This is a genomic window from Pseudomonas sp. Irchel 3E13 (genome assembly GCF_900187455.1).
In the GTDB taxonomy this organism is placed as follows: domain Bacteria; phylum Pseudomonadota; class Gammaproteobacteria; order Pseudomonadales; family Pseudomonadaceae; genus Aquipseudomonas.
Window position 1 is genome coordinate 153,497 of sequence record NZ_FYDX01000006.1, and the last position, 13,363, is coordinate 166,859.

General features: G+C 63.1%; 11 protein-coding genes and 1 riboswitch. Of the genes, 5 read left to right on the forward strand and 6 right to left on the reverse strand.

Going from position 1 to position 13,363, the window contains the following annotated elements; all coding sequences use genetic code 11:
* Positions 1 to 50: 50 nt before the first annotated feature.
* Entirely contained in the window at positions 51 to 1,457 is a 1,407-nt protein-coding gene (locus CKW37_RS11825) for an adenosylmethionine--8-amino-7-oxononanoate transaminase (protein WP_095155866.1), read from the reverse strand.
* A gap of 191 nt (positions 1,458 to 1,648) precedes the next feature.
* Here CKW37_RS11825 and CKW37_RS11830 point away from each other — a divergent pair, with 191 nt between their 5' ends.
* The 3 genes from CKW37_RS11830 to CKW37_RS11840 all read left to right on the forward strand — a co-directional run bounded on the left by CKW37_RS11830 (position 1,649) and on the right by CKW37_RS11840 (position 4,810).
* Entirely contained in the window at positions 1,649 to 3,451 is a 1,803-nt protein-coding gene (locus CKW37_RS11830; protein WP_095155867.1) for a flavin monoamine oxidase family protein, read from the forward strand.
* Between the two features lie 196 nt (positions 3,452 to 3,647).
* Positions 3,648 to 4,199 (forward strand): cytochrome b, encoded by a 552-nt coding sequence (locus tag CKW37_RS11835; protein WP_095155868.1) that lies wholly within the window; start codon positions 3,648 to 3,650, stop codon positions 4,197 to 4,199.
* A gap of 32 nt (positions 4,200 to 4,231) precedes the next feature.
* Positions 4,232 to 4,810, forward strand: a complete 579-nt coding sequence (locus tag CKW37_RS11840; protein WP_095155869.1) for a YceI family protein — start codon at positions 4,232 to 4,234, stop codon at positions 4,808 to 4,810.
* Positions 4,811 to 4,871: 61 nt separating this feature from the next.
* On the opposite strand, the gene CKW37_RS11845 is transcribed toward CKW37_RS11840, so the two are convergent.
* From CKW37_RS11845 to ahcY, 4 genes are all read right to left on the reverse strand, one after another.
* On the reverse strand, positions 4,872 to 6,761 hold the full coding sequence (locus tag CKW37_RS11845) for a DEAD/DEAH box helicase (protein ID WP_095155870.1): 1,890 nt from the start codon (positions 6,759 to 6,761) through the stop codon (positions 4,872 to 4,874).
* 222 nt (positions 6,762 to 6,983) lie between these two features.
* The gene (locus tag CKW37_RS11850) at positions 6,984 to 7,769 is read right to left on the reverse strand and encodes an ABC transporter substrate-binding protein (RefSeq protein ID WP_095155871.1); all 786 of its coding nucleotides are present in this window, start codon (positions 7,767 to 7,769) and stop codon (positions 6,984 to 6,986) included.
* A gap of 94 nt (positions 7,770 to 7,863) precedes the next feature.
* A complete protein-coding gene (gene metF, locus CKW37_RS11855) occupies positions 7,864 to 8,709 on the reverse strand; it encodes a methylenetetrahydrofolate reductase [NAD(P)H] (protein ID WP_095155872.1) in 846 nt (281 codons plus the stop codon).
* A gap of 108 nt (positions 8,710 to 8,817) precedes the next feature.
* A complete protein-coding gene (gene ahcY / locus CKW37_RS11860; RefSeq protein ID WP_095155873.1) occupies positions 8,818 to 10,227 on the reverse strand; it encodes an adenosylhomocysteinase in 1,410 nt (469 codons plus the stop codon).
* 21 nt (positions 10,228 to 10,248) lie between these two features.
* Positions 10,249 to 10,351, reverse strand: a riboswitch (S-adenosyl-L-homocysteine riboswitch).
* 214 nt (positions 10,352 to 10,565) lie between these two features.
* Between ahcY and CKW37_RS11865 the strand changes: the two genes are divergently transcribed.
* Positions 10,566 to 10,967: an acyl-CoA thioesterase gene (locus tag CKW37_RS11865; RefSeq protein ID WP_095155874.1), complete on the forward strand. Its 402-nt coding sequence runs from the start codon at positions 10,566 to 10,568 to the stop codon at positions 10,965 to 10,967.
* 101 nt (positions 10,968 to 11,068) lie between these two features.
* Here CKW37_RS11865 and CKW37_RS11870 read toward each other — a convergent pair whose 3' ends face one another.
* On the reverse strand, positions 11,069 to 12,310 hold the full coding sequence (locus CKW37_RS11870) for a sodium:proton antiporter (RefSeq protein ID WP_095155875.1): 1,242 nt from the start codon (positions 12,308 to 12,310) through the stop codon (positions 11,069 to 11,071).
* A gap of 193 nt (positions 12,311 to 12,503) precedes the next feature.
* Here CKW37_RS11870 and CKW37_RS11875 point away from each other — a divergent pair, with 193 nt between their 5' ends.
* Positions 12,504 to 13,337: a DMT family transporter gene (locus tag CKW37_RS11875; protein ID WP_095155876.1), complete on the forward strand. Its 834-nt coding sequence runs from the start codon at positions 12,504 to 12,506 to the stop codon at positions 13,335 to 13,337.
* Positions 13,338 to 13,363: the final 26 nt, after the last annotated feature.

Below are 13,363 nucleotides of genomic sequence, written 5' to 3' on the forward strand. Positions count from 1 at the left end.
GGAGCGAGCTTGCTCGCGATGAGGCCCTCACGGGCGAAAAACGATCAGGATCAACCCGGATCGCGGAAATCAGGATGGAAATTGGCCGGCACCGCCACGCTCACACTGTCCCGCGTCGCCAGGTCGATCCCTTCACTGGCCACTTGCGCCAGGAAGTCGATCTGCTCCGGGGTGATCACATACGGCGGCAGGAAATACACCACGCTACCCAGCGGACGCAGCAGCGCGCCGCGGGTCAGGGCGTGTTCGAAGACTTTCAGGCCGCGGCGCTCCTGCCACGGATAGGCGGTCTTGCTGGCCTTGTCCTGGACCATCTCGATCGCCAGGGCCATGCCGGTCTGGCGTACTTCGGCCACATGCGGGTGGTCCACCAGATGGGCGGTGGCACTGGCCATGCGCTGGGAAAGGGCCTTGTTGGCTTCGATCACGTTGTCCTGTTCGAAGATGTCCAGGGTCGCCAACGCCGCGGCGCAGGCCAGCGGGTTGCCGGTGTAGCTGTGGGAATGCAGGAAGGCGCGCAGGGTCGAGTAGTCGTCGTAGAACGCACCGTAGACATCGTCGGTGGTCAGGCACGCGGCCAGCGGCAGGTAACCGCCGGTCAGGGCCTTGGACAGGCAGAGGAAGTCCGGGCGGATGCCGGCCTGCTCGCAGGCGAACATGGTGCCGGTGCGGCCGAAGCCGACGGCGATTTCGTCGTGGATCAGGTGCACTTCATAGCGATCGCAGGCCTCGCGCAGCAGCTTGAGGTACACCGGGTGGTACATGCGCATGCCGCCGGCGCCCTGGATCAGCGGTTCGACGATCACTGCGGCGATGCTGTCGTGGTGCTCGGCCAGGGTCTGCTCCATGGCGGCGAACATCGTGCGCGAGTGGTCTTCCCAGCTCACGCCCTCGGGACGAAGGTAGCAGTCCGGGCTGGGCACCTTGAGGGTATCCAGCAGCAGTGCCTTGTAGGTTTCGGTGAACAGCGGCACGTCGCCCACCGACATCGCGGCGATGGTTTCGCCGTGGTAGCTGTTGCTCAGGGTGACGAAGCGTTTCTTCTCCGGGCGACCCTTGTTCAGCCAGTAGTGGAAGCTCATTTTCAGCGCCACTTCGATGCAGGACGAACCGTTATCGGCGTAGAAGCACCGGGTCAGCCCTTCCGGGGTGAGCTTGATCAGGCGCTCGGACAGCTCGATCACCGGCTGGTGGCTGAAGCCTGCGAGGATCACGTGCTCCAGTTGGTCGACCTGATCCTTGATGCGCTGGTTGATGCGCGGGTTGGCGTGGCCGAACACGTTGACCCACCAGGAGCTGACCGCGTCCAGGTAGCGCTTGCCTTCGAAGTCTTCGAGCCACACCCCTTCGCCGCGCTTGATGGGGATCAGCGGCAGTTGCTCGTGGTCTTTCATCTGGGTGCAGGGGTGCCAGAGGACCTTGAGGTCACGCTGCATCCACTGTTGATTAAGGCCCATTGGCATTCTCCTGGCGGCACGGGTTGCGGACATCCGCGCAAGCCTATGCAAAGCGCCCGGCCACCACAACCCGTGGCGACCAATCGGCCGGACCCTTGCTGGCGGGCATGGTCGGGGTGACGTATCCTGCACGGCATCTGCCCGGGGCGTTCTTCCCCACCTTTTTCTGCCTTTAATCCGGAGTTCGACACATGTCTGCTGGTTGGCTGCGCGGCTGCGCGCTGGTGTTTATTGGGCTGTTCAGCGCGGGGGCGATGGCGGCGGCGAAGACCCCTACGGCCATCGTGGTCGGCGGCGGACTGGCGGGCCTGACCGCGGCGTACGAGCTGCAGAACAAGGGCTGGCAGGTCACCTTGCTGGAAGCCAAGTCCAGCATTGGTGGGCGTTCGGGCCTGGCCACCAGTGAATGGATCGCCAACAGCAAGGTCCAGCCGGTGCTCAATGAGTACCTGGACAGCTTCAAGCTCACCACCTTGCCCGCCCCGGAATTCGTCCGGACCCCCAGCTATCTGATCGACGGCGAGTATTTCAGTGCCGCCGACCTGACCACCAAGCAACCGGCCACCGCCGAGGCGCTCAAGCGCTACGAGAAGACCGTCGACGACCTCGCTGCGTCCATCAGCGACCCGGAAAACCCGGCGGCCAACAGCACCCTGTTCGCCCTCGACCAGATCAACGTCTCCACCTGGCTGGACAAGCTGCAACTGCCGGCCACCGCGCGGCAACTGGTCAACCAGCAGATTCGTACCCGTTATGACGAGCCGTCGCGCCTGTCGCTGCTCTACTTCGCTCAGCAGAACCGCGTCTATCGCGGCGTCAGCGACCGCGACCTGCGCGCCGCCCGCCTCCCAGGCGGCAGCCCGGTGCTGGCCCAGGCCTTCGTCAAACAGTTGAAAACCATCAAGACCAGCTCGCCGGTCACCGCCATCAGCCAGGACAAGGACGGCGTGACCGTCAAGGTCGGCGGTGTCGGCTACCAGGCCGATTACCTGGTGCTGGCCGTGCCGCTGCGTGCCCTGTCGAAGATCCAGATGACCCCGGGCCTGGACAGCCTGCACCTGGCCGCGCTCAAAGGAACCAACTACGGCTGGCGTGACCAGTTGCTGCTGAAGTTCAAGACCCCGGTCTGGGAAAGCCGCGCGCGTATGTCCGGCGAGATTTTCAGCAACACCGGCCTCGGCATGCTGTGGATCGAGCCCGCGCTGAAAGGTGGCGCCAATGTGGTGATCAACCTTTCCGGTGACAACGCCCGCCTGCTGCAGGCGTTCGGCGACAAGCAGATGGTCGATCAGGTGCTGATCCGCCTGCATGCGTTCTATCCACAGGCGCGTGGCGCCTTCACCGGTTATGAAGTGCGCCGCTACAGCACCGACGTCGGTACTGGCGGTTCGTACCTGGCCTATGGCCCGGGGCAGATCAGCAAATACTGGCGCCTGTGGGAGCGTCCGGTGCAACGCGTCGCCTTTGCCGGCGAACACACCGATTCGCTGTATCCGGGCACCCTGGAAGGCGCATTACGTAGCGGCCAGCGTGCCGCCACCCAGGTGCGTGATCTGGCGGCGGGCAAGTCGTTCGATCCGGTCAAATCGGTTGCCGCCACTGCCGCGGCGGGAACGGCTGCCGCAGCGGTCGCCGCGAAGAAAGAGAAAGATGGCGGCGGCGGCTTCTTCTCGCGCCTGTTCGGTGGCGGTGATGACAAGCCTGCTGCGGCCCCTGAAACCGCCAAGGCGGTCGAACCGGCAGCCGCACCGGCTCCGGCAGCAGCGCCTGCGCCTGCCGCGCCGGCAGCCGTTGCCAAGGAAGAGCCGGCCAAGGCCGCACCGGTGAAAGCCGCGCCAGCCAAGGCCGCTCCGGCCGCCCATGCGCCGGCGAAGAAGGCCGAGGCCAAGGCAGCGCCAGTGAAGAAACCCGCGCCAACTCCTGCGAAAAAGACCGAAGCCAAAAAGGAGCCGGCGAAGAAGCCGGCCTCCAATACCCAGGCCAAGGCGGGCTGACAAGCCTTTATCCGTGGGAGCGTCCGCTCCCACGGCTCACATCAGCTACAGTCCTTCCCCTGGCGTTAATGTTTCCTTAACGCCCCTGTTGCAGACTAAGTATCGATTTTTCCGATAGTTCAAAGCGAAATTTTCCGCTTTCATTCGATAGATATCCGGTTAGTCTTGGTAGCAATTCTTACGGGGAACCAGGCAAATGCAGCTTCGCAATTCATCTTCTCGTTACGGTCTGATCAGCATTGTCCTGCACTGGGGTGTTGCCCTGGCGGTGTTCGGTCTGTTCGGGCTGGGCCTTTGGATGGTCGGGCTGGATTACTACAGCTCCTGGCGCCATACCGCGCCTGAACTGCACAAAAGCATCGGCCTGACTGTGCTGGCGCTGATGCTGCTGCGGGTGCTGTGGCGCTTTGTCAGCCCGCCGCCTCCTGCCCCGGCCACCCACGACGCGTTCACCCGTTTCGCCGCCAAAGCTGGCCACATGCTGCTCTACGTTGGCCTGTTCGGCGTGTTGATCGCCGGTTACCTGATCTCCACCGCTGAAGGCGCGGGGATCCCGGTATTCGGCTTGTTCGAAGTTCCGGCGCTCGTTTCCGGCCTGCCTGATCAGGCCGATATCGCCGGTGCGATCCACTTCTATCTGGCCTGGGGTCTGGTGATTTTCGCCGGCCTGCACGGGCTGGCTGCTCTAAAACACCACTTTATCGACCGTGACGCGACCCTGGTGCGCATGCTGGGCCGCAAGGCTTGATGTTCAACCTCCACTCCAAAGGAATAGAAAGTATGTTGAAGAAGACTTTTGCCGCTCTGGCGCTCGGTACCGCTCTGCTCTCGGCTGGTCAGGCCATGGCCGCCGATTACAAGATCGACAAGGAAGGCCAGCACGCATTCGTCAACTGGAAGATCAGCCACCTGGGCTACAGCTTCATCCTCGGCACCTTCAAGGAGTTCGACGGTTCCTTCTCCTGGGATGCCGCCAAGCCTGAAGCGAGCAAGATCGCTGTCGACCTGAAGACCGCCAGCGTCTGGTCCAACCACGCTGAACGTGACAAGCACATCGCCAGCAAGGACTTCCTGGACGTCAGCAAATTCCCGGAAGCCAAGTTCGTCTCTACCGCAGTCAAATCGACCGGCGAGAAAACCGCTGACGTGACCGGCGACCTGACCCTGCACGGCGTGACCAAGCCAGTCGTGTTCAAGGCAGTGTTCAACGGCGAAGGCAAGGATCCATGGGGCGGCGAGCGTGCAGGTTTCAACGCTACCACCACCCTGAACCTGAACGACTTCGGCATCAAAGGCCCAGGCCCGTCTTCCCAGACCCTGGACCTGGACATCTCCGTTGAAGGCGTGAAGCAGAAGTAATTTCCGCTGCGCCAACAAAAACGCCGCCCCTTGGGGCGGCGTTTTCATTTACGGCGTTGACTCAGCGATTGCGGGTCAGCAGCGCCGGTTTCTCACCACGAGGACGGCTCGGCAGTTGCTCGAGCTGTTCGATCGACGGGAAACGGTCGACCTTCGATTCCTTGTGCATGATCTTCGGCTGCTGTTGCGGCTGCTCTTCACGCGGGCTGCGTACGGCCGGTTCCTGGCGATCTTCGCGGGCCGGGCGACGGTTGCGGTTGTTGCTGCCTTCGCGACGTGGCTGGCCATCACGGGCACCACCACCGGTGCGCGGACCACCACCACGTTTCTCGCCGCCAGCCGCTTTGTCGCCGCGTGGAGCGGCGCCATTGCTGCGGGGTGCATTGGCGCGTGGCTGGCCGCTACCTGCGGTGCCGGCGCTGGCGGGTGCGCCCGGACGACGGTTGCGGCCCTGGCCGCCTTTGCCTTGGTAAGGGCTGACGTAGTCGGCGCGGTTACCGAAGTTGTCGACGTCGTCATCCAGGAAGACTTCCGGATCACGGTTTCCCGAGTTGGCTGTCGACGGTGCAGCAGCCTTGGCAGTCTGGGGCTGGCGTGGCTTCTGATCGCGTGGCTTGCGCTCTTGACGACCGCCAGCGGCTTTCTCGGCAGGCTTGTCACCAGCCGGTTTGTCCTTTTCCTTGCCTTTATCCTTGCCCTTGTCCTTGCGGCCCCCGGCATTGCTGCCGTCGGCGCGCTGACCACGGCGCTGGTTGTTCTGCGGGCGTGGCTCGCGGGTTTCCGGCTTCTCGGCCTCGACGGCGGAGAAATCGAAGCCCAGCAGGTCGCCATCCGGGATGCGCTGACGCGTGACGCGTTCGATGCTCTTGAGCAGCTTCTCTTCATCAGGCGCGACCAGCGAGATCGCTTCGCCGGAGCGTCCGGCACGGCCGGTACGGCCGATACGGTGAACGTAGTCTTCCTCGACGTTGGGCAGCTCGAAGTTGACCACGTGAGGCAACTGGTCGATGTCCAGGCCGCGGGCAGCGATGTCGGTTGCGACCAGGATCCGCACGGTGCCGGCCTTGAAGTCGGCCAGGGCTTTGGTGCGGGCGTTCTGGCTCTTGTTGCCGTGGATCGCGGCGGCGGTCAGGCCGTGCTTTTCCAGGTACTCGGCCAGGCGGTTGGCGCCGTGCTTGGTACGGGTGAACACCAGGACCTGTTCCCAGGCGCCAGCGGTGATCAGGTGAGCGAGCAGGGCGCGCTTGTGGCTGGACGGCAGGCGGTAGACGCGTTGTTCGATACGCTCGACGGTGGTGTTCGGCGGTGTGACCTCGATGCGCTCGGGGTTGTGCAGCAGCTTGTCGGCGAGGTCGGTGATGTCTTTGGAGAAGGTCGCCGAGAACAACAGGTTCTGGCGCTTGGCCGGCAGGCGGGCAAGGACTTTCTTCACATCGTGGATGAAGCCCATGTCGAGCATGCGGTCGGCTTCGTCCAGCACCAGCGTTTCAACGTGGCTGAGGTCGACGCTGCCTTGGCCGGCGAGGTCGAGCAGGCGACCCGGGCAGGCCACCAGCACGTCAACACCGCGGGACATGGCCTGGACCTGCGGGTTCATGCCAACGCCGCCGAAGATGCAGGCGCTGACGAATTTCAGGTCACGGGCGTAGGTCTTGAAGCTGTCGTGGACCTGGGCGGCCAGTTCGCGGGTCGGGGTCAGGACCAGTACGCGCGGCTGGCGCGGGCCATGACGCTGGGACTTGTCCGGGTGACCACCGGGAAACAGACGCTCGAGGATCGGCAAGGCGAAACCGCCGGTTTTACCAGTACCTGTCTGCGCCGCAACCATCAGGTCGCGACCTTGCAACGCGGCGGGAATGGCCCGCTGTTGCACCGGAGTAGGCTGGGTGTAGCCCGCAGCCTCAATAGCGCGGACTAGAGCCTCGGAGAGACCGAGGGAAGCAAAGGACATGAGAAATCCTGTTCTATTGGGGGCTGGGCCCTATGGGATGATCTTGCCTGGCGCGAGGGGCATCGAGGGATGCTGTCGCGTCCGGTCCTGCAGGGTCTTCAATGCGCATCCGGGAGCGGTGAGCGGGCTTTGGGCCTCGCTGTTTTACCGGTCGGGATGCCTTTTGTAAGGCCGAGCGTCCGGGCGTAAGCCTGGCGGGAAGGCCGGAGTATAACAGAGCAATCAGGGAGTGCTGCGTTCCTGCTGCTCAACGGTTTTTGTAATGCCCGCCGTGACATGGCCGTAGCGCGCATGCAGCTCGGCGTAGGCCGGCTCCTGCTTGAAGCGCCGAAGCTCCGCGGCGAAGCGCTGGGCCAGCAGGTCCATGCCGGCGTTGCGGCGTACCGCGAGGTACTGGCGCTGGCGGTCGATGACCAGCGGCAACTCGCTGATGTGCTGTTCCAGGCCCAGTTGGGCAAGCACATGGCGCCCGACGCGGCGGTCGGTGATCACCAGATCGATGCGTCCGCGTTGCAGCTTGCCGAAGTTGGCTTCCTGGGTCGGTGCGGCTTCGCGGCGAAACAGCGGCGACTCCAGAAACGCCTTGCCGTAGTCATAGCCGGCGGAGGTGCCGACGGTGAGGTCGCGCAGGTCGTCGAGGCTGTTGACCGCATGCGGCCGGTCGTTGGCCTGGAACAGCACGAATTCGACTTCCGACAGCGGTTCGTTGGGGTAGAACAGCTGGCTACTGCGTTGCGCGTTCTGAAAAATATCCAGCACGCCGTCGGCCAGACCCTGGTCGACCATCAGCATGCAGCGCCGCCACGGCATGAATTGCCAGTCCACCTCGACACCCAGGCGCTTGAACACTTCGGCGGTGACTTCGTAGTCGATGCCCTTGGGCTGGCCGTTTTCCTCGTAGGCATAGGGCGCCCACGGATCCGTGACGATACGCAGCCGCTCGGCATGGGCCAGCAGGCTCATGCAGCTCAGTAGCAGGACGGTCAGCAGGCGGGCGAGATAGGGCATGGTGGCTGTATACGGGATGCATCGCGCGAAAGCGAGTGCAGAAAGCCTGGAGTGGCGATGGCGCCGGAATTTACGGACACCATCGCCGGATCGATCAACGCGGCAGCTTGAGATTGTTCCAGATCGCCAGGCTCGGTTCGGCCTGGTTCAGCGTGTAGAAGTGCAGCCCCGGTGCGCCGCCTTGCAGCAGTTGTTCGCACATGCGGCTGATGACTTCTTCACCGAACGACTGGATGCTCTTGGCGTCGTCGCCGTAGGCTTCCAGTTGCTTGCGGATCCAGCGTGGCAGCTCGGCGCCGCAGGCGTCGGAGAACCGGGCCAGCTTGCTGTAGTTGGTGATCGGCATGATCCCTGGTACGACCGGGATCTTCACGCCCAGTTTTTCCACGCGCTCGACGAAGTAGAAGTAGCTGTCGGCGTTGAAGAAATACTGGGTGATGGCGCTGTCGGCGCCGGCGTTGGCTTTGCGCACGAAGTTGATCAGATCGTCTTCGAAGCTGCGTGCCTGCGGATGCATCTCCGGGTAGGCGGCCACTTCGATGTGGAAATGATCACCGCTTTCCTGGCGGATGAACTCGACCAGGTCGTTGGCGTAGCGCAGTTCACCGCTGGCCATGCCCATGCCCGAAGGCAGGTCGCCGCGCAGGGCGACGATGCGCTTGATGCCGGCGTCCTTGTACTGGACGAGCAGGTTGCGCAGCTCTTCCTTGCTGTCACCGACACAGGACAGGTGCGGTGCGGCCGGGACCTTCACTTCGTTTTCCAGCTGCAGCACGGTATTCAGGGTGCGGTCGCGAGTCGAGCCGCCGGCCCCGTAGGTGCAGGAAAAGAAATCCGGGTTGTAGCTGGCCAGCGTGCGAGCGGTGGCGAGCAGTTTTTCATGTCCAGCGTCGGTCTTGGTCGGGAAGAACTCGAAGCTGTAACGGCGTTCTTGAGTCATTTGAATTTCCTTCAGCCGCAAGCCTCAAGCTGCGAGCTGCAGTGTCAGGCAAGAGCGGCGCAAGGCCGTCGTTGCCTGAAACGTGCAGCTCGTAGCTTGTAGCTGCTGTTAGTAGCGGTAGGCGTGTGGCTTGAATGGACCTTCAACGGACACGCCGATGTACTCGGCCTGTTTCGGGGTCAGTTGGGTGATCACGCCGCCGAAGCCGCGAACCATTTCCAGGGCCACTTCTTCGTCGAGTTTCTTCGGCAGGACTTCAACCGTCAGGCGCTCGGCTTTCTGAGCAGCGTTCAGGTCGGCGAACTTCTGGTCGAACAGGAAGATCTGTGCCAGGACCTGGTTGGCGAACGAGCCGTCCATGATCCGGCTTGGGTGACCAGTGGCGTTGCCCAGGTTCACCAGACGGCCTTCGGCCAGCAGGATCAGGTAGTCATCGTTCTGCGGATCGAAGTCGCCATTGCCGGTACGGTGGATCTTGTGGACCTGCGGCTTGACCTCTTCCCATGCCCAGTTCTTGCGCATGAAAGCGGTGTCGATTTCGTTGTCGAAGTGACCGATGTTGCAGACCACGGCGCGCTTCTTCAGGGCCTTGAGCATGTTGGCGTCGCAGACGTTGACGTTACCGGTGGTGGTGACGATCAGGTCGATCTTGCCCAGCAGGGCCGCGTCGATGCTGGCTTCGGTGCCGTCGTTGATGCCGTCGATGAACGGCGAAACCAGTTCGAAACCGTCCATGCAGGCTTGCATGGCGCAGATCGGGTCGACTTCGGTGACCTTGACGATCATGCCTTCCTGACGCAGCGACTGGGCCGAGCCCTTGCCCACGTCACCGTAGCCGATCACCAGGGCTTGCTTGCCCGACAGCAGGTGGTCGGTGCCGCGCTTGATGGCATCGTTCAGGCTGTGACGGCAGCCGTACTTGTTGTCGTTCTTGCTCTTGGTGACCGAGTCGTTGACGTTGATTGCCGGGATTTTCAGCTCGCCCTTGGCCAGCATGTCCAGCAGGCGGTGTACGCCGGTGGTGGTTTCTTCGGTGACGCCGTGGATCTTGTCCAGCATCGCCGGGTATTTCTTGTGCAGGATTTCGGTCAGGTCGCCGCCGTCGTCGAGGATCATGTTGGCGTCCCACGGCTGACCGTCCTTGAGGATGGTCTGCTCGATGCACCACTCGTATTCCTGCTCGGTTTCACCTTTCCAGGCGAACACCGGGATACCGGCGGCGGCGATGGCGGCAGCGGCCTGGTCCTGGGTCGAGAAGATGTTGCAGGACGACCAGCGCACTTCGGCACCCAGGGCAACCAGGGTTTCGATCAGCACGGCGGTCTGGATGGTCATGTGGATGCAGCCGAGGATTTTCGCGCCCTTGAGCGGCTGTTCTTCCTGGTACTTGCGGCGCAGGCCCATCAGCGCAGGCATTTCCGACTCGGCGATGATGGTTTCGCGACGGCCCCAGGCGGCCAGGGAGATGTCGGCGACTTTGAAATCGTTAAAACCTGCAGGCGTGTTTACAGCGCTCATGAAGAGCCTCCATTCGTAGTGTGCGAATGGGCGCCGTTGTGCGTTAAGGGTCCGCGATGCAGCGTGCGGACAACGCCCCGACCGAGCCTGACAGGGTCAACCTGCTGCAGCGCCCCTCGGTCGGGTGGCGGGAGCGACGGTCGCGGGGGACCATCGCCGAAAAACGCGGGGATTATAGCCGGGCTTTCGCGCGCGCCCAAGGGCCAAAGCGTCGCGTGCGACCGACGACTGGCGGATGGTCGTATGCCGGCGATGGTTTGCGTCCAAAGAATGGGGCTACCATGTAGTGGCAGGGCCTCGGTGGCCCTGCTTCACATGCCAGGCCGGTAGGAGCACGCATGAATTTTCACACCCGCAAATGGGTAAAACCCGAAGACCTCAACCCCAATGGCACCCTGTTCGGTGGCAGCTTGCTGCGCTGGATCGACGAAGAGGCGGCGATCTACGCGATCGTCCAGCTGGGCAACCAGCGCGTGGTGACCAAGTACATCTCCGAAATCAACTTCGTCAGCGCCTCGCGTCAGGGTGACATCATCGAACTGGGCATCACCGCCACCGAGTTCGGCCGTACCTCGATCACCCTCAAGTGCGAAGTCCGCAACAAGATCACCCGCAAGGCGGTGCTTACCGTCGAGCGCATGGTGTTCGTCAACCTGGGCGATGACGGCTTGCCGGCAGCGCATGGACGGACCGAGATCAAGTACATCGAGGACCAGTTCCCGGACAGCGCCGTTGAGTGATTGACTCTTGGGCATCGCGACGGTTCGGCGCCCCGACGAGCTCGCTTCTACAGAATGCGCAATCAACTGTAGGAGCGAGCTTGCTCGCGATGGCCTGGACGTCAGGTCGCCGGGTGTTCGCTGACGCCCCGCACCACCCGCCCGACCGTCAACCCCTGCACCAGGATCGACGACAGCACCACGATGTAGGTGATCGACAGCAGCAGGTCACGCTCATCGCCCATTGGCAGCGACAGTGCCAGGGCCACCGACACCCCGCCACGCAAACCACCCCAGGTCAGTACCCGCACGGTGCCTTTCGGCACGCTGCGCCAGCGCCGCAGCAGGACAATGGCCGGGGCCACGGTCAGCAGGCGCGACAGCAGCACCGCCACCGCCAGCACGCTGCCGGCCGCCAGGTGCATCCAGTTGAAGGGCAGCAGCAACAGTTCCAGGCCGATCAGGGCGAACAGCAGGGCGTTGAGCATGTCGTCGATCAGTTCCCAGAAACCGTCCATGTAGCGCCGGGTCATGTCGTTCATGGCCAGGTTGCGGCCCATGTTGCCGATGATCAGACCGGCCACCACCATGGCGATCGGTGCCGAAACGTGCAGCTCGTAGCACATCGCCGAGCCGCCGATGACCAGCGCCAGGGTCAGCATCACCTCGACCTGGTACTGCTCGATGCTCTTGATCATGCGGTAGGTGAAGTAGCCGATGATGCCGCCGAAGACCACGCCGCCAATGGCTTCGCGAACGAACAGCATCGCGGTTTCCGAGACGCTCGGGGTTTCGCCGAGCTGGACGATGCCCAGCAACACGGTGAACACCACCACCGCGGTGCCGTCGTTGAACAGCGATTCACCAACGATGGTGGTTTTCAGCGGTTTCGAGGCATTGGCGGTACGCAGCGCGCCGAGCACGGCAATCGGGTCGGTAGGCGAGATCAGGGCGCCGAACAGCAGGCAGTAGATCAGGCTGACGTTCCAGCCGAACAAGGCGAACACCCAGTGCGCGAGAAAGCCGATCACGGTTGTGGCGATCAGTACGCCGAGGGTTGCCAGCAGGCCGATCGGCCAGCGGTAGCTTCGCAGGTCGGCCAGGTTGACGTGCAAGGCGCCGGCGAACAGCAGGAACGACAGCATCCAGTGCATCAACAGGTCGTTGAAGTCGATCTGGTTCATCAGGCCTTCGACGCGTTCTTCCAGGCCCGGATAACCGACCAGGCTCAGGGCCTGGAGCATCAGGGAGAACAGCAGGGCGGTAACCATGACGCCAATGGCGGGCGGCAGGCCGATAAAGCGGTAATTCACGTAAGTGAGGAGGGTGGTAAGGCAGATAAACGCGGCAACTAACTCAAGCATCCTAGGTCCTGTATTGGCTTCCAAGTCGGTGCCCGAACGAGGCGGGCAAAGACTTTGATGGCCTTTTGACCGTTTCGGGACACAGTTTTTTTCAATGTCGCCATTGACAGCGCGCTGGCTGTTTTGTTGCCGCTGGTTGAAACTTCGCCGTCCGGTTACGGACCCTGTCCGCAGATGGCGAAGGAATCGAGACGTGGTAGCGACTTCATTGGTGCTGGTCGCGGCACTGCTGCATGCAACCTGGAATACCCTGATCAAATTCAGCGGCGAGCGCCTTCTGGTGATCGCCAGTATGGATACCGTGGCCCTGCTGTTCGCGCTGGTGATGGTCGGTTTCGTCCAGTTGCCACCGGCGGACATCTGGCCGTGGTTGCTGGCGTCGGCGGGGTTCGAGTTGGTTTACCGGGTCCTGCTGATCAAGGCGTATCGGGTGGGTGACCTTGGCCTGGTCTATCCGCTGATGCGCGGCTTGTCGCCGTTGGTGGTGCTGGCCCTGACGCTGGTGTTCGCCGGCGAAGACCTCAGCAGCCAGCAGATCATCGGCATCCTGCTGATCCCGTGTGGCATGGCCTGCCTGCTCTGGCGCGGGGGCGGCGGCGATCGCCTGCCGTGGTCGATGCTGCCGGTGGTGGCGTTGATTGGCCTGTGCATCGGCTGCTACACCTGGCTCGACGGCCAGGCGATCCGGCGCTGGTCGCAACCGCTGGATTATCTGGTGTGGCTGACGCTGGCCTGTTCCCTGCCATTTCCGCTGCTGGCGAGCGTGTCGCGGCGCGCGCCGTTTGTGCTGTTCTGGCGCACCCAGTGGAAGCTCGGCCTGGCGGTGGGTGTCTGCGTATTGCTCAGCTACGCTCTGGTGCTCTGGGCCATGTACCTGGGTTCGGTGGCCGAGGCGGCGGCGCTGCGCGAGGTCAGTGTGATCCTGGTGGTGCTGCTGGGCATGCGCTACCTCAAAGAACCTTTCGGCGGGCCCAGGCTCTTAGCGTGTGCGCTGGTGCTGATCGGCATGCTGGTGATGAAGCTCTGAGCCGGCGCGAACTTCGATTTTGACAA

Excerpts from the sequence above, each read along its gene's own strand:
- CKW37_RS11840 (WP_095155869.1), top strand. The coding sequence starts at position 4,232 with ATGTTGAAGAAGACTTTTGCCGCTCTGGCGCTCGGTACCGCTCTGCTC.
- CKW37_RS11845 (WP_095155870.1), bottom strand. The coding sequence starts at position 6,761 with ATGTCCTTTGCTTCCCTCGGTCTCTCCGAGGCTCTAGTCCGCGCTATT.
- CKW37_RS11850 (WP_095155871.1), bottom strand. The coding sequence starts at position 7,769 with ATGCCCTATCTCGCCCGCCTGCTGACCGTCCTGCTACTGAGCTGCATG.
- CKW37_RS11835 (WP_095155868.1), top strand. The coding sequence starts at position 3,648 with ATGCAGCTTCGCAATTCATCTTCTCGTTACGGTCTGATCAGCATTGTC.
- CKW37_RS11865 (WP_095155874.1), top strand. The coding sequence starts at position 10,566 with ATGAATTTTCACACCCGCAAATGGGTAAAACCCGAAGACCTCAACCCC.
- ahcY (WP_095155873.1), bottom strand. The coding sequence starts at position 10,227 with ATGAGCGCTGTAAACACGCCTGCAGGTTTTAACGATTTCAAAGTCGCC.
- CKW37_RS11870 (WP_095155875.1), bottom strand. The coding sequence starts at position 12,310 with ATGCTTGAGTTAGTTGCCGCGTTTATCTGCCTTACCACCCTCCTCACT.
- CKW37_RS11825 (WP_095155866.1), bottom strand. The coding sequence starts at position 1,457 with ATGGGCCTTAATCAACAGTGGATGCAGCGTGACCTCAAGGTCCTCTGG.
- CKW37_RS11830 (WP_095155867.1), top strand. The coding sequence starts at position 1,649 with ATGTCTGCTGGTTGGCTGCGCGGCTGCGCGCTGGTGTTTATTGGGCTG.
- metF (WP_095155872.1), bottom strand. The coding sequence starts at position 8,709 with ATGACTCAAGAACGCCGTTACAGCTTCGAGTTCTTCCCGACCAAGACC.